Source organism: Arthrobacter yangruifuii, assembly GCF_009192775.1.
In the GTDB taxonomy this organism is placed as follows: domain Bacteria; phylum Actinomycetota; class Actinomycetes; order Actinomycetales; family Micrococcaceae; genus Arthrobacter_B; species Arthrobacter_B yangruifuii.
On record NZ_VTFX01000005.1, the window covers coordinates 279,482 to 295,206 of the forward strand.

At 67.7% G+C, this 15,725-nt stretch carries 12 protein-coding genes; 8 read left to right on the plus strand and 4 right to left on the minus strand.

The features are described from left to right. Positions 1–123 precede the first annotated feature (123 nt). The 3 genes from GD627_RS12205 to GD627_RS16505 are packed head-to-tail and all read left to right on the plus strand — an operon-like array spanning position 124 to position 3,249. Positions 124–2,250 (plus strand): DUF7937 domain-containing protein, encoded by a 2,127-nt coding sequence (locus tag GD627_RS12205; protein WP_194266046.1) that lies wholly within the window; start codon positions 124–126, stop codon positions 2,248–2,250. A gap of 53 nt (positions 2,251–2,303) precedes the next feature. After that, positions 2,304–3,101, plus strand: a complete 798-nt coding sequence (locus GD627_RS12210) for an enoyl-CoA hydratase/isomerase family protein (protein WP_152272733.1) — start codon at positions 2,304–2,306, stop codon at positions 3,099–3,101. After that, a complete protein-coding gene (locus GD627_RS16505) occupies positions 3,091–3,249 on the plus strand; it encodes a hypothetical protein (protein ID WP_153297130.1) in 159 nt (52 codons plus the stop codon). The genes GD627_RS12210 and GD627_RS16505 overlap by 11 nt, the downstream gene beginning before the upstream one ends. On the opposite strand, the gene GD627_RS12215 is transcribed toward GD627_RS16505, so the two are convergent. Beyond that, positions 3,236–4,279, minus strand: a complete 1,044-nt coding sequence (locus GD627_RS12215; protein ID WP_152272734.1) for a nucleoside hydrolase — start codon at positions 4,277–4,279, stop codon at positions 3,236–3,238. The two genes, GD627_RS16505 and GD627_RS12215, sit on opposite strands and share 14 nt — an antisense overlap. An 89-nt stretch (positions 4,280–4,368) precedes the next feature. On the opposite strand from GD627_RS12215, the gene GD627_RS12220 reads away from it, so the two are divergent. Further along, the gene (locus GD627_RS12220) at positions 4,369–5,517 is read left to right on the plus strand and encodes an NAD(P)/FAD-dependent oxidoreductase (RefSeq protein ID WP_152272735.1); all 1,149 of its coding nucleotides are present in this window, start codon (positions 4,369–4,371) and stop codon (positions 5,515–5,517) included. Positions 5,518–5,566: 49 nt separating this feature from the next. On the opposite strand, the gene GD627_RS12225 is transcribed toward GD627_RS12220, so the two are convergent. Then, on the minus strand, positions 5,567–6,742 hold the full coding sequence (locus tag GD627_RS12225) for an ROK family transcriptional regulator (RefSeq protein WP_152272736.1): 1,176 nt from the start codon (positions 6,740–6,742) through the stop codon (positions 5,567–5,569). A gap of 215 nt (positions 6,743–6,957) precedes the next feature. On the opposite strand from GD627_RS12225, the gene xylA reads away from it, so the two are divergent. From xylA to GD627_RS12245, 4 genes are all read left to right on the plus strand, one after another. Beyond that, positions 6,958–8,139, plus strand: a complete 1,182-nt coding sequence (xylA, locus tag GD627_RS12230) for a xylose isomerase (protein ID WP_425481918.1) — start codon at positions 6,958–6,960, stop codon at positions 8,137–8,139. Between the two features lie 95 nt (positions 8,140–8,234). Then, entirely contained in the window at positions 8,235–9,653 is a 1,419-nt protein-coding gene (locus tag GD627_RS12235) for a xylulokinase (protein WP_152272738.1), read from the plus strand. Between the two features lie 10 nt (positions 9,654–9,663). Next, positions 9,664–10,671 (plus strand): aldose-1-epimerase, encoded by a 1,008-nt coding sequence (locus tag GD627_RS12240; RefSeq protein WP_152272739.1) that lies wholly within the window; start codon positions 9,664–9,666, stop codon positions 10,669–10,671. A 123-nt stretch (positions 10,672–10,794) separates the two neighbouring features. Further along, positions 10,795–11,811, plus strand: a complete 1,017-nt coding sequence (locus GD627_RS12245) for a RelA/SpoT domain-containing protein (protein ID WP_152272740.1) — start codon at positions 10,795–10,797, stop codon at positions 11,809–11,811. Between the two features lie 507 nt (positions 11,812–12,318). Here GD627_RS12245 and GD627_RS12250 read toward each other — a convergent pair. After that, positions 12,319–13,311, minus strand: coding sequence for an acetylxylan esterase (locus tag GD627_RS12250; RefSeq protein ID WP_152272741.1), 993 nt, complete (start codon positions 13,309–13,311; stop codon positions 12,319–12,321). A gap of 48 nt (positions 13,312–13,359) precedes the next feature. Next, the gene (locus GD627_RS12255) at positions 13,360–15,723 is read right to left on the minus strand and encodes a beta-xylosidase/alpha-l-arabinosidase (protein WP_152272742.1); all 2,364 of its coding nucleotides are present in this window, start codon (positions 15,721–15,723) and stop codon (positions 13,360–13,362) included. Positions 15,724–15,725 lie beyond the last annotated feature (2 nt).

Below are 15,725 nucleotides of genomic sequence, written 5' to 3' on the forward strand. Positions count from 1 at the left end.
CGCCCTGGTAGCGGCACGGCCGCGGCCAACGAAGGAGCAGGCGTCCGGGCTGGCGGTTGAGCCTGCAGTCGAGGCTGCCGGAGATACGGCAGTACAGACTTTGAAGAATCCATGGAAGGCGTTATGAAATTCTGTCCCGAATGCGGCAAACAGCAGGAACCGGGAGCCCGGTTCTGTGCGGAGTGCGGTTACGCCGTCGGAACCGGGTCCGGAGCCTCGGCTCCACGGTCGCCGGAGTACGGTCCCACCGAGGATCGGCAGTTCGCTGCAGCCGGAGCGCCCGGCCAGCCGCCGTACGGCCAGCCGGGCCGCCCCGGCCAGGGGTATGCCCGGACCGGTCAGCCGCCTTACGGCCAGGGGTACGGCCAGCCCGGTCAGCCGCCTTACGGCCAGGGGTACGGCCAGCCCGGTCAGCCGCCTTACGGCCAGCCGAACCCGCAGCAGCGTCAATGGCAGCAGTACCCGGGGAACGGCCCCCGCGGCTACGGCCAGGCCCAGACGCCAACGCCTGCCCGGCGTCCGTCAGCCTTCGCCGCGATTCCTGCCGGTGACTACGTCCGCGACGGCCTGGCTGTCCTGGCCCTCTTCGCTTCGCTGTTCATGACCTGGACCATCGGCATTGGCGATTACGACGAAGCCACCAAAGCCGGAGCACGGGTAGACGTCCTCCTGATCACCTTCCTGAGCATCTTCTCCGTGGGCATCACTTACCTGTGGCGTGCAGGTGTTTTCGGTCCCACGGTCGGCTATCGGAGGATCCAGGACATCCGGCTCCTGGCCAACGTCCCCTACATTCTCCTGGTGCTGGTGTACTTCGTCCTGAGCATGGTGTCGGGCTTCGAGGAGGATAGCCAGCGATACCTGGGCAGCGCCGTCACGTTCGGGCTCACCGGTGCCCTTCTTGCGGCACAGCCCCGCAGGGCGGAAATTGCTCCCGGCGACGTTGACCACGCGCGCCACCGCCGCTGGCTGTTCGTGATGCTGGGCATCGCGGGATTTGCCGCGTTCACCACCTTTGCGCAGATAATCCAGTTCCCCATGCGGGCGCAGGACTACTACACCGGCGCTGAGGGGTGGATGTTCCTGGTTCTCCAGTCGGTTGCCGCACTTCTTGCCGTGGCGGTCCTTGCGCTGGTTGCCCTGAAGATCTTCCTCGGCTCCGAGCCCTGGCGCTTTGTTGGTGCAGCGCTCGGCGCGGGAAGCGCCTTCCTCTCGGTCCTGGCACTCATGGGTGCGGATTCGATTGCGGAGGGTTACTTCCCCGGAGCAGCAGGGTTCTCCCTGCTCTTCTGGATGGCCTTCGGCGCCGCGGCGTCCGCTCCGTCCGTCGCCCGCACCACCGAGCGGACCGCGGCAGCCCCTGCGGACCGCCTCGCTGCCCTCCGCCCCGTGCTGGTCCTGACCCTGATTCTGGTCTCGGCTCTGACCGTCTTTATCGTGATCGGATTGGTACAGACGCTGGTGGAGGATTACGACGGCGCGGCCGCCTGGGGCGTGGGACTGGTTCTTGCGCTCCTGCTGGCTGCCGCTACCGCAGCGGTCCCGAAGCTTGCCGCACGCGATGCCCGTTCCGTCTTCGTGACGGGCAGCGTCTATGCCGGTGCCGTCTTTATCCTCTCGCTCATCCTTCTGGCGCTTTTCCGATTCAGCTCAGCGTGGAGGAGCTCGGCACCGACGCCGATCGACACGGTCTTGTCCCTGGCCATGCTGCTCACCTGGGTGATCCCGTTCGTGGTTCTGGGCGTGCTCTGGCTGGACAAGGCTGCGCGTGCGCACTTCACCTCGCTGGCGTCCTCCGGTGCCTCCGGCAGCGGGTTTGCCTTTGACGGGATGCCGGCACGTGCCCAGGCTCCGGGCATTCCGACGCCGGGGGACCTCGGCGCCGCACAACAGCAGCCCTTCCCGCAGCAGGCTCCGGCTGAGGAACCTGCCCGAGAACCCGTACGGGAGCCCGTCCAGACCTTGATCCCCGCTCAGGGACCGGCCCCGGCCGAGAACCAGGAAGCTCCCGGGGGCGAGGCATCGGAGGACACCGTCCAGCACGCTCCGGCCGCTGATCCCGATGCCGCGCTGCTGGCCGAAGCCGCCGATCCGGCCACTGCCCTGGTCCGGCTGCAGGAACTGGCTACCCATCCGCGTGCACGGGTAGCCGTTGCAGCTAATCCGTCCGCCTACCCGGCACTGCTGGCCTGGCTGAGCCAGCTCGGGGATCCGGCGGTCAATGAAGCACTGGGCCGGCGGCAGTCCTGAGGCACTAATCGACCGGCGGCACGGCTGCCGGCTGGACCGAAAGGATACGCACCGTGACGGAACCCCCGCAGCAGACCGCGGCATTTGAAGGACTCACCACGCTCCGGGTGACGGAGGGTGCAGACCGGGTTCACGTCCAGCTGCACCGGCCCGCGGTCCGCAACGCCATCGATGCCGTCATGGTCGCGGAACTGCACCAGGTCTGCGCCGAGCTGGAGCGGCATCCGCGCGTCCTGATCCTCTCCGGCACCGAATCCGGCGGCAAAGGGGTCTTCGCCTCCGGAGCGGACATCGCCGAACTGCGCGAACGCCGCCGTGATGATGCCCTGGCCGGCATCAACTCGGGCCTCTTCGCCCGGATCGCCGCGCTGCCCCTGCCCGTGATCGCCGCCCTCGACGGTTTCGCGCAGGGAGGCGGCGCTGAACTGGCCTACGCCGCGGATTTCCGGCTCGGCACACCCCGGCTCAAGATCGGCCAGCCCGAAGCAGGGCTGGGCATCATGGCGGCCGCCGGTGCCACCTGGCGGTTGAAGGAACTGGTGGGGGAGCCGCTGGCCAAGGACATGCTGCTGGCCGGACGGATCCTGTCCGGTGAGGAGGCCCTGGCCGTTCGTCTGGTAACCGAGCTCCACCACCCCGCCCGCCTGCTGCCGGCCGCCCATGCGCTTGCGGACCGCATCACCGCGCAGGATCCGCTTGCGCTGCGCCTCACCAAGGCAGCCTTCAGGGCCCCGCGCGAAGCCCACCCGCTCATCGACAATCTGGCCCAGGGCATCCTGTTTGAATCCGAGGCCAAATCCGAGCGCATGCAGGCTTTCCTTGACCGGAGGGAGAACCCCCGTGGCCCCTAGCAACACGGACACCGTTCCGGACCGGGTGGGCGTGCTGGGCGGCAGTCAGGAAGGTGCTCGGGGAGCGCTTCGCGCCGCCGCAAAGGACAAGGTGGCCCGGGGCGAGCTCGGACGCAAGAGCGGGCAGGGGGTCTTCAGGTACGAATAACCTCGTCCGGCGCCACGGTATCCAGGAAGGTGCGGACCATCGCGGGATGGTCCAGGGCCATGGCTACCGAGATGACCGGGGCCGGAGCAAGCAGTCCGTGCACCGTGTCCTCCCCGGCGATGAGCCGCCGGTCCACCAGGGTCTGCCCGCGGCTGTGCCCGGCGAGCTCCACCCGCACCGGATAATCCTCCAGCACCACGGTCTCCGGCGCCGCGATCAGGCAGGCGGCACCGGCGTCGCCGATCGTCATGGGATCCAGGGTGCCGTCATTCGCGCTCACCCGGGGAAGCGGTTCCGAGCCGATGACCCCGCCGGCCGCCCGCGTCCGTGCGCCCGACGCCAGCAGCTCGCCCACGAGCCGTGCCCCGGGATCCGATGAAGCTTCCAGTTTCAGGTACTGCGGGGCATCGAGGGTCGCCAGCATAAAGACGTCCAGCCCGTACATGGTCACCGGTACGCCGCTGTCCAGCACCACGGCCAGCGCCTCCGGATCATGCCAGGCGTTGAACTCCGCGTGCGAGGTGGCATTGCCGATCCCGGCGGACCCGCCCATAAACACGATCCGCTTCAGCTTCCTGGCGGTGAGCGGGTAGGCGCGCAGGAACACCGCCAGGTTGGTCAGCGGGCCGATCCCCAGCAGGGTCACCGGCTCCGGAGACTCTTCGATGGTGCGGTGCAGCAGTTCGACGGCGGCCAGCGGCGAGGCCGGCGTGCTGCTGGCCGGCAGCTGCAGCCCCCCGATCCCGTTGGCCCCATGGAAGGCATGCGCGTTGCGGGGCTCGTTGATCAGCGGCCGCTCCGCCCCGCGCGCCACCGGCACGTCCGGACGCCCGGCCAGGTCCAGCACGTCCAGGGTGTTGCGCAGGACCTGGTCGACGTCGGTATTCCCGGCCACGCAGGTCACGGCCCGCAGGTCGATCCGCGGGCTGCGGGCCAGGAAGGTCAGGGCCAGGGCATCGTCCACCCCTGTGTCGACGTCGGCAATCACCGGGATGCGGCGCTGGGGGCTGGAAGCGGAGGAAGAATGCATGGCGCCGTCTTTCGATTGAAGTGCCGGACAATACCGGCGAAGGTATGCAGAGAATAAAGCATTCTCATTCTTCCCCAAGGAGAGACTCCATGCCTTCCTTCCCGCGTCGAAACGCAGCCGTGCTGGGCGGTGGAGTGCTGGGACTTTCCACCGCGGTCCAGCTGCTGCGCGGCGGTGCCCAAGTGCTGCTGGTTACGGAGGCGGAAGTGGGCAGCGGAGCCTCCGGGCGCTCGCTGTCCTGGCTGAACGCCGGCGGGGGTTACGGGGAAGACTATTACCGGCTCCGCCTGGCTGGCATCGACCGCTACCGGACGCTGCTGGCGCAGAACCCCGGCATTGACTGGCTGGCCTTCGACGGAGGCCTGTACTGGGATGATGATCCGGTCACCGTGGCGGAGCGGCACGCTCAGCAGACCCGGCAGGGTTACGACGCCCGGATGCTGGACCGCGCGGATGTGGCGGACACAGCGGCCGGCGTGGAGCCGGGCGTGCTGCCGCAGCGTGTCCTGGCCAATCCCGGGGAGGGCTGGGTGTCCCTGCCGCATCTGGTCCGGCACCTGGCCGAGGAGTTCACGCTGCGCGGCGGCACCCTGCTGGAACACGCGGGCCGGTGCACGCTGACCTGGAGCGAGGGGACCGCCGACGACGGCGGCGTCCGGGTGCGCGGGCTGCGCACCGCCCGCGGGGAAGAGTACGCGGCCGACGCCGTCGTCGTCGCGTGCGGCGCGGGCACTCCCGCGGTGCTCGGGGAAGCGGGCGTCCAGCTGCCCGATGCTTCGGACCCGGCGATGCTGGTGATCAGCGAGCCGGTGGAGCACGGGCTGCGGGCCGTGCTGAACACCCCGCGCATCTCCCTGCGCCCGCACCCCGGCGGACGGCTCGCGATGGATTCCTCCTGGTACCTGGACCGGGTGGAACGCCTCGACGACGGCAGCTGGAAGGTAGATCCGGGCATTCCGGCCGAGCTGGCAGAAGAAGCGCGCCGGGTGCTGGCCGGTCATCCGGAGGTGCTGCCGCAAAGCTGGCATCCCGGGTTGAAGCCGGTCCCCGGGGACGGCGAACCCGTGCTCGGAGAGCTGGCTGCACTGCCCGGCTGCTGGACGGTCTTCACCCATTCCGGGGCAACCCTGGGCCTGATTGCGGGGGAGCTGGTGGCCGGGGAGATCCTCACAGGCCGCCGGCATCCGCTGCTGGCACCGTTTCGGGCCGAACGCTTCGGGTTCGGCTGGGATTCCTAGTCCGGCGGGACTTCTAAGCCTGGCGGGACTCCTAGGCCGGGCGGGACTCCTAGGCCGGGCGGGGCGCGGCCAGCACCGGAGCGAAGGCCAGTTCCGCGGCGCCGACCAGCAGCAGCTCCGAACGCAGCGCCGCCCGGCGCAGCTGGACGCTCCGGCCCAGACCGGCCATGGCCTGGGTGGCAACTTCATCGGTCAGCCGCTGCGGGTTCGAGGCAAACAGCGTGCCGAGGAAACCGCCCAGGACCACGGCGTCCGGATTGAAGATGTTGACGAAATTGGTCAAAGCCACGGCCAGGAAGTCCAGCTGCCGGTCCGTTTCGGCGCGGACCGCGGCCGTCTGCTGCTCGGCCACCGCGGCGTCGAGTGTGTCCTGGTCCGCACGGTCCAGGCCCAGCACCCGAAGCAGCCGGGCCAGGTTCACTTCCGTTTCCAGGCAGCCGCGCCGTCCGCAGTGGCACGGCTCGCCGCCGCTGCGGACCAGGGTGTGCCCCAGTTCCCCGGCATAGCCGTCCGCTCCCCGCAGCGGGGTGCCGGCAACGATGATCCCGCCGCCGATGCCGCTCGCACTGCCATTGAGATACACCGTGTTGTCCGTGTCGACGGCGGCACCGAAGAGGCTCTCGGCCACCGAGCCCAGCGTGGCATCGTTACCCGCGAAGACGGGCAGGGACAGCGCCTCGGCCAGGGGAGCGGCAAGCGGTTCGTCCCGCCAGCCCAGGTGCGGTGCCAGCAGTACCTGGCCGTCGGAGGTGCGGGTCAGCCCGGGGACGGCAACGCCCGCGCCGGCAATCCGGTCCATGGCGGCAAGCTCGGGGGCCATCCCGGCCAGCACCGCGCGGGTGATGCTCACGGTGTCCGCCACGCTCGGCCGGGCGACGGTGTCGTGGCGGACCCGCCGGTGCACCCGGCCGCCCAGGCCCACAAGCCCTACGGTCACGGCGTCGACGTCGGGGTGGATAACGACGGCGGCCACGCGTTCGTTGGCGTGGACCAGCGGACTGGGGCGGCCCACGCGGCCGGCGGGTGAATCCGTTTCGTAGGCCAGTCCCATGGCGGCCAGCTCGCCCACAAGTGCGCCGACGGTGGAGCGGTTGAATCCGGTGAGCCGGGTCAGGTTCACCCGGGAGAGCGGCCCGTTCCGGTGCAGCAGGGTCAGGATGCGGGAGAGATTGGTGGAGCGCAGGTTGTCCGCGCCGCGGCCCACCGGCAAGGGGGTGCTCGTCATGCGGCTATCCACGTCTGCGCTTCCTTTCCAAATGCTGTTGTCTTCCAGCCTACCCGTCGGCGGATTCGGTTCGTTGGGGCAGGCAACAAATGCTATCGGCAACCGCCTGACGCCGTCCGAGCGACCGAAATAACGTCGGTGAACCATTGACAGGGGAACGGAGCCAGAATATGTTGTTGGTTCCAACTAATACTTCATCTGGAGCTAACGTGACAATGACGCCATCGCCTTCCGACCGTTTTACCTTCGGCCTCTGGACCATCGGCTGGACCGGAACCGATCCGTTCGGCACTCCCACCCGCGCGGACCTGGACCCCATCAAGGGCATGCACAAGCTCGCGGAACTGGGTGCCTACGGGGTGACCTTCCACGACAATGACCTGATTCCCTTCGACGCTACGTCGCAGGAGCGGGAACTGATCCTGAAGAACTTCACCGGCGCCTTGGCGGAGACCGGCCTGAAGGTTCCCATGGTCACCACCAACCTGTTCAGCCACCCGGTCTTCAAGGACGGCGGCTTCACCTCCAATGACCGCTCCATGCGCCGCTTCGCACTGCGCAAGGTCCTGAAGAACATTGACTTGGCCGCGGAACTCGGCGCCGAAACCTTCGTGATGTGGGGCGGCCGTGAAGGCAGCGAATATGACGGGTCCAAGGACTTCGCCGCGGCCTTCGACCGGATGAAGGAAGGCGTGGACACCGTCGCCGGCTACGTCAAGGAAAAGGGCTACAACCTGCGCCTGGCCATCGAGCCGAAGCCGAACGAGCCGCGCGGAGACATCTTCCTGCCCACCATCGGCCACGCACTGGCGTTCATTGCCCAGCTGGACAACGGCGACATCGTCGGCCTGAACCCGGAGACCGGCCACGAGCAGATGGCCGGATTGAACTTCACCCACGGCATCGCCCAGGCTCTGTGGTCCGGCAAGCTCTTCCACATTGACCTCAACGGCCAGAAGTCCATCAAGTTCGATCAGGACCTGGTGTTCGGCCATGGCGACCTGAGCAGCGCCTTCTTCACGGTGGACCTGCTCGAAAACGGCTTCCCGAACGGCGGCCCGCGTTACGAAGGCCCGCGCCACTTCGACTACAAGGCCTCCCGCACCGAGGGTTACCAGGGTGTCTGGGAATCCGCCAAGGCCAACATGGGCATGTACCTGATGCTCAAGGAACGCGCCCTGGCCTTCCGCGCCGACCCCGAGGTGCAGGAAGCCCTGCAGTACTCCGGCATCGGTGAACTGGCGCAGCCGACCCTGGCCGCCGGCGAGTCCGTCACCGATTTCCTGGCCGACGCCGCGTCCTTCGAGGACTTCGATGCCAACGCTGCCGCGGAACGCGACTTCGGCTTCGTGAAGCTGAACCAGCTGGCACTGGAACACCTGATGGGTGCCCGCTAGGCTACCTGCGCACGCCGCGCATCCACCACCGAATCGTGCTGCCGCCGGCTCTCCTTGGGGGAGGGCCGGCGGCAGCGCCCGTTGAAAGGCTCGACATGTCCCTTGTCGCCGGTGTCGACAGCTCCACCCAGTCCTGCAAGATAGTCATCCGCGACGCGCAGACGGGTGCCCTGCTGCGCGAGGGCACGGCACGCCACCCGGCGGGGACCGAAGTGGATCCCGAAGCATGGTGGACTGCGTTCAACGAGGCGGCAGCGGCTGCCGGCGGACTGGACGACGTCGACGCCGTCTCGGTGGGCGGGCAGCAGCACGGCATGGTCTGCCTGGATGAGACCGGCGCCGTCGTCCGTCCCGCGCTGCTCTGGAACGACGTCCGTTCCGCGGCGGCAGCGGACAAACTCGTTGCCGACGCCGGACCCGACGGAGCCCGCTACTGGGCGGACACCACGGGATCGGTGCCCGTGGCGTCGATTACGGCAACGAAACTGCGCTGGCTGGCGGAAAATGAACCGGAGAATGCCGCCCGCACTGCTGCGGTCTGCCTGCCGCATGACTGGCTGAGCTGGCGCCTGGCCGGGTTCGGTCCCGGCAGCGGTGCCGAGGGGCTCGCCGCACTGACCACCGACCGGTCCGATGCCTCCGGCACGGGCTACTGGTCCCCGTCCACCGGCGAATACCTGCCCGAGGTGCTGGAGCAGACCCTGGGCCACGTTCCCATGCTGCCCCGCGTGCTGGGCCCGCTGGAAGCCGGCGGACGCACACCGTCCGGTGCCCTCATCGGCCCCGGTGCCGGTGACAACGCCGCGGCCGGACTGGGTGTTGCTGCCGGCGTGGGGGACGTGGTGGTGTCCATCGGCACCTCCGGAACGGTGTTTGCCGTAGCCTCCGAGCCTGCCGCCGATGCCACCGGTCTGGTGGCCGGATTCGCGGACGCCAGCGGGCACTTCCTGCCGCTGGCCTGCACCCTGAACGCCTCCCGGGTCCTGGACGCCACGGCCGCTCTGCTCGGCGTCGGGCTCCCCGAGCTCACCGAGCTGGCGCTGTCCGCCGAGCCGGGCGCCGGCGGACTCGTCCTGGTGCCCTACTTTGAAGGCGAACGGACCCCCAACCTGCCCGAGGCCACCGGCTCACTGCACGGACTCACGCTGGCGAACTACACCCCGGCGAATCTGGCACGCGCCGCCGTCGAAGGCATTGCATGTTCCCTGGCTGACGGATTCGCGGCCCTGAAGAACACCGGTGTCGAGGCCCGGCGGGTGATCCTGGTGGGCGGTGCGGCCCGGTCCGAAGCCCTGCAGCAGGCCATTGCCGCGGTCTTCGAACTGCCCGTCACGGTGCCGAGTCCGGGGGAATACGTGGCCGACGGCGCTGCCCGCCAGGCGGCCGCCGTCCTCACCGGGGACTGGCCGGCCTGGAACGACGGCGCGTCCACGGTGGTGACTGCCGATCCGGCGCCCGACGTGCTGCAGCGCTACCGGCAGGCCGCCGGGGCTCCGACCCTTCGTGCCCGCTAGGCTCTGGACCATGACGAACTCCGGTTTCAGCGGCGCACCTTCCAACGGCGTTCCCTCCAACGACGGCGCTCTCTCCAATGGCACAGCCCCCAACAGCACGAGTCCCGGCAGACTGAGCCCCAACGGCACCCCCATCGAGCTGGCGGCCGGCAGCTACCGGGCCACCATTTATCCTGTGGGTGCCACGCTGGCGTCCCTGACCCGGGACGGCCGGCACCTGGTGCTGCCCCTGCCGGCTGACACGGTGCCGCACGCCTACACCGGCAAGGTGCTGATGCCCTGGCCGAACCGGATTGTCGGCGGACGCTACTCCTTCGAGGGGGCCGAGTACCAGGTGCCGGTCAACGAGCCCGAGACCGGAATGGCCCTGCACGGGCTGGTCTGCTGGGACGAGTGGACCGTCGCGGAGGCTTCCGCCGAGAAGGTGGTGCTGCGCCACCGGCTCATGGGCCAGCCGGGATATCCCTTCCCGCTGGAGCTCGAAGCCGGATACACGCTCGACGCCGAGACCGGGCTGCGGGTGGAACTGGCCGCCCGGAACGCAGGGGTGGCGCCCGCACCGTACGGCGTTTCAGCGCATCCCTATCTCACCGCGGACCTGGTGCCGGTGGACCGCTGCGTACTGCAGGTGCCGGCGGCACAGGTGCTCGGCGGTCCCGACCAGTCCGGCCGTCCGCTGGATCTGGCCGAACTGCGGGCCGCCGAGGGTACCGTGCTGGCCTTCGCCGCACCGGAACCAATCGGTTCCCGCACTGCGGACCACGCCTACACCGGACTGCCCGACGGCGCCTGGCAGGTGTCGCTCGTCGATCCGGAAACCGGCGTCGGGTCCGTGCTTTCCGCGGACGGCAAGGATGCGCCCTGGCTGCAGATCTACTCCGGCGAGCAGATGGGCCGTCTCGGCGTCGCCGTCGAACCGATGACCTGCCCGCCGGATGCCTTCAATTCCGGTGAGGACCTGATTGTGCTGGCACCCGGGGAAGAACACCGGCTGGCCTTCGGAATTTCGGGGCTCTAACCGGGAGCCCCTGTTTCCGGTTGCGCTTGTTTGATCCTCTTCATCTCGAGTCACTGTTTTAGATTCGTCAAAGACCGGCGTGTTCAGATCATCCAGAATGGCCTGTTGGCCTATTCTTTGTCGATGGCATGGACTGAACCGCATTATTCAAAAGGCGAAATCAAACGGGCTGGGTTCGTTCTTATCGATCCCACAGCGACCAGCACTCAACGCCGAGACGCTATCGCTGTAGTTAATAATTGGCGGTCCGCACATGGGTTCCCTCTAAACACGCTTCAAATCAGCCTCCGAAAGAAAGCTACAGACGTCGACGCCAATGCTTTGGTGGCACAGCGCATAAAACGACTCCCCTCCATTATCGGAAAACTCGAACGCTACCCCTCTATGAACGTATCGAGGATGCAGGATCTTGGGGGATGTCGAGCCGTCCTTGCAGACATAGATGCCGTGAACGCAGTTGTAGACAAGTTTCTGGTCTCTCGACACAAACATCGGCTTATTCGTCAAGATGATTATTTGAGTACACCGAAGAGTTCTGGCTATCGGGGTGTGCACCTCGTCTATGCTTACAACAGTGACCGTGGGGAGACTTGGAACAACCTCTCGGTTGAAGTTCAAGTCCGAACTCAATTGCAACACGCATGGGCAACGGCGGTTGAAACGGTTGGCCTATTCACCAATCAGGCATTAAAGTCCAGCATGGGTGAGGACAAGTGGCTGAGGTTCTTCCAGGTAATGAGTTCAGCAATTGCGTTGAGAGAGAACCAACCTGTAGTCGGTGGAACAAGCACCAGCGCGCAGGTACTTAAAGCCGAACTCCAAACTCTGGCGACTGAACTGGATGTTATTGGACGACTTCAAGGCTATGCGAATCTACTTCAGGAGACCGAGCAGCATGTAGCTGGGGCGAAGTTTGTTTTGTTGACACTCGACATTCCAAACAGCAAGGTCACAATCACTGGATACACGAAACAGAACGACGCGGCTGCAGCGTACGACGAAGAGGAAGCACGGTCCGATTCTAGTATCGATGTCGTGCTGGTTTCGGTCGGTTCGATTGCGGGGCTTCGGTCCGCCTATCCCAACTACTTCCTCGACACCACCCGCTTCGTATCGGTCCTTCAAGAAACTCTGGAGTAGTGCGTCCCTTCGGCTTGAAGCGACTTGCTCGGTTTCAACTGGGAACGGAGGGTTTCCTTTAGGCCAACTGCTTCTGCAGGAACGCCAGCGCCGCGGCGTCGTCCTCGATGGCTCCGGCTCGTCCCCAGTGAACGGCCACACCTTCAGTTCCTTCGCCCGGCGTAGGCATTGTACGCGTGCGCAGACCGTGGACGGGGGAATGATGGTGTTCATCAGCGCCATCGCGAACAGCCGGTTCCGCCCGCACCACGACGACGTCCCTGACAGGGAGCGCATGGCCTTCACAGCCCTGACCGCATCGGTGAATAGCCGCTGGTAGTAATAGGTCTAGCGGCCGAAGCGCTCCCCCGAGATTGACACTTAGGCGAGTGGTGGTCGCTCCCGGTCTTCATCCCTGTGGCCGGATATGCCACGGGGATGAAGACCGGCTGAACTGCCTACTCCTGGGAAAGGTTACAACAGCCGGCTGTCTGCTTTAGCTCTGATGTCTGCGAGATAGCTGGCTGGCTAACCTGCCAGCTGCCTGCGCAGGAACGCCAGCGCGGCGAGCTCGTCCTCGCTGCCCCCGGCCTCGTGCTGGTTGAAGGGCCAGACGGAAAGCTCCTTTGGCCCGGCATAGGTGTTGTAGGCGGCATACACCGTGGACGGGGGAGTGGTGGTATCCATCAGGCCCACCGAGAACAGCGCCGGTGCGGAAGCACGCGGCACCAGGTTCACGACGTCGAAATAGCGCAGCGCCTGCATGACCTGCTGCACTGCCTCGCGCTGCATGGACAGGAAATCGGTGATTTCCCGGTACGGATAGGCATCGGTAACGGTCAGCGCCCGCGGAAAGTCCGAGAGGAACGGCACCAGGGCGACGACGGCGGCCACCTCCGGGCACAGCGAGGCAGCCGCCAGAGCCAGCCCGCCGCCCTGGCTCATCCCCAGCACCGCCACCCGGTCCGGATCCACCGGCGCCAAACCCCTGCCGGACAGTGAACGCATGGCCTCCACCGCCCGGACGGCATCGGTGATCAGCCGGCGGTAATAATACGTCTGCGGATTAAGCACCCCGCGGGTCATCATCCCCGGAACCTGGGGACCGGCGCTGCCGGCGGCATCCGGCGTCGTGCCCTTGCTCCAGCCGGCACCCTGCCCGCGGGTGTCCATCTGCAGGTGCGCGAATCCGGCCGAAGCCCAGAACAGGCTCTCGTGTGCCTCGCCCCGGCCGCCGCCGTAGCCCACATACTGCACCACCCCGGGCAGCTGCCCGTCGCCGCGGATGCTCCGGGCAGGCAGCCGCAGCCAGGCCCGGATCGGGTCACCGCCGAAGCCAGGGAACACCACGTCATAGACCTCAACCGTCTGCAGCCCGCTGGGGAAGGGGGTGGCCTCCACCTCCAGGGGATGTACGCGCGCTTCCGCCAAGGTGTCCGCCCAGAACCCGTCCAGGTCCTCCGGAGCGCTGGTGCTGCCGCGGTAAGTGGCAAGTTCTTCGGCGGGCAGGTCGTAATACATGTGGCTCCCGGGTGTCGGAGGGGTGCAGGCGGTGCGGGTTGGTGCGGCTCAATCCAGCGGGCTCACCTCCGCCGGGCAATGCAGCCGTCTGGTGTGATCCACCTCCCGCACGGTACCGGTCAGGGTAACACCGGCCGTTGCCCGGATATCAGTGCTTGAGACGCCCAGCCGCAGCTCCAGTTCACCCGGTTCCACAATCCGCACCCCGTTCCGGCCGGTGAAGGACGCGGCGTCGGCGGGCACGGCAAAGCTCACCCGCGCGGAAGCCCCGGCAGCCAGCGGCACCCGGGCGAATCCGGCCAGACGCTGCATCGGGCGGACCACCGACGCCACCGGATCGTGCAGATAGAGCTGGACCACTTCGACGCCGTCGCGTGCGCCCGTGTTGGCCACCGTGACGGAGACGGATGTTTCGCCGTCGACGCCGAACTCGGCCGGACCCTCCAGGGCAAACCCGGACCACTCGAAGCTGCTGTAGGACAGCCCGTGGCCGAAGGCGAAGGCGGGGGTGGGGTCGATGCTGGACACGTCGCTGGTCTGTGCCAGCGGCGCGGCCAGATAGGTGGACGGCTGCGCGCCGGGGGAGGCCGGCACGCTGACCGGCAGCCGGCCGCTGGGATTGACGCGGCCGCTCAGGACTCCGGCGATGGCCGGGCCGCCCTCTTCGCCCGGGAAGAACGCGTGCACAACCGCCGCGGCGTCGGCTGATGCGCGGCCCAGGGCATACGGCCGGCCGGTGAGCAGCACCAGCACCACGGGGACCCCGGTATCCATCAGGGTTTCCAGCAGCTGCTGCTGGACGCCGGGCAGGACCAGCGACTCGGTGTCGCAGCCCTCGCCGCTGGTGCCGCGGCCGAACAGCCCGGACCGGTCGCCCAGCACGGCCACCACCACATCGGCGTCCCGGGCGGCGGCCACCGCGCCGGCGAAGCCGTCCGTCTCCGGCCCGTCCACAGTGCAGCCCGCGGTGACGGTGATGGAGCTGTCCGGGAACTCCGCGCGCAGCGACGCCGCGACGGTGGGCAGCTCGATGCCGGCCGCCACTTCCGGGTGCTGCACGCCCACGTGCGCGGGGAAGGAATAGCAGCCCAGGAACGCCATCGGGTTATCGGCATTGGGTCCGACGACGGCGATGCGTCCCGGCGCCGTCAGCGGCAGGATGCCGTTGTTGGCGGTGAGGATGAGGGCCTGTTCGGCGACCTCCGCGGCCAGGGACCGGTTTTCCGGACGGTCCAGATCCACCGAGCCCCGCACGGAGGCAGGATCCTCGGGATCCAGTCCGGCCAGGGCCGCGGGCACCGGGGACCAGTCCGGGTCCAGCAGGCCCAGTTCAATCTTCTGGGTCAGGACCCGCAGTACAGCGGTGTCGATCACGGATTCGTCCAGGCGTCCGGCTTCGAGTTCGGCCAACAGGTGGTCGCCGAAGGCATCCACGGTGGGCAGTTCCACGTCCACGCCTGCGGTCAGCGCCGCAGCGGCGGCCTCTCCGAGGGAGCCGGCCACCCGGTGCAGTTCCATGAGGAAGCTGATGCCGAAGTAATCGGCCACTACCGTCCCGTCGAAGCCCCACGTTTCGCGGAGCAGGCCGGTGAGCAGGGAACGGTCGGCGGCGGAGGGAACGCCGTCGATATCCGTGTAGGCATGCATGACCGAGCGCACCCCGGACTCCTGCACGGCCATTTCGAACGGCACCAACAGCACATCGGCGCGCTCGCGCATACCGACGGAAACCGGGGCTAGGTTGCGGCCGGCCTTGGACGCGGAATAGCCCACGAAATGCTTCAAGGTCGCCACCACGCCCGAGCCTTCCAGCCCGCGGATGTAGGCGGAGGCGATGCTGCCCACCAGATAGGGGTCTTCGCCGATAGTTTCCTCCACCCGCCCCCAGCGGGCGTCGCGGACGACGTCGAGCACCGGGGCAAGCCCCTGGTGCACACCGACCGAGCGCATGTCGGTGCCGATGGCGGCGCCGATCCGTCCGATCAGCTCCGGGTTGAACGTGGCGCCCCAGGACAGGGGCACCGGATACGCCGTGGCGCCCCAGGCCGCGAATCCGGCCAGGCATTCCTCGTGGGCCATGGCGGGGATGCCGAACCGGTTGGACTCGGCGATCCGCTGCTGGGTGCGCATCAGGGACAGGGCGCCCATGCCGGCGTCGACGGGAACAGTACCGAAAGGCCGGGTGAGCTGGCCCAGGCCGGAGGGCAGCAAGTCCTCCAGCGGGACGGGTTCCTTCATATCGTGCTGGTGGGGTGCTACCTGGCCGCCTTCGCTGGAGGCGCCTACCCAGACGCCGAAGAGCTGGGCCACCTTCTCCCGCAGTGTCATCTGTTCCGCCAGCCGGGCGGCGCGCTCGCGGTCGGGCAGGGAGGTGTCCCGCCAGGGGAGGTGCTGAACTGTTGTTTCTGTCATGT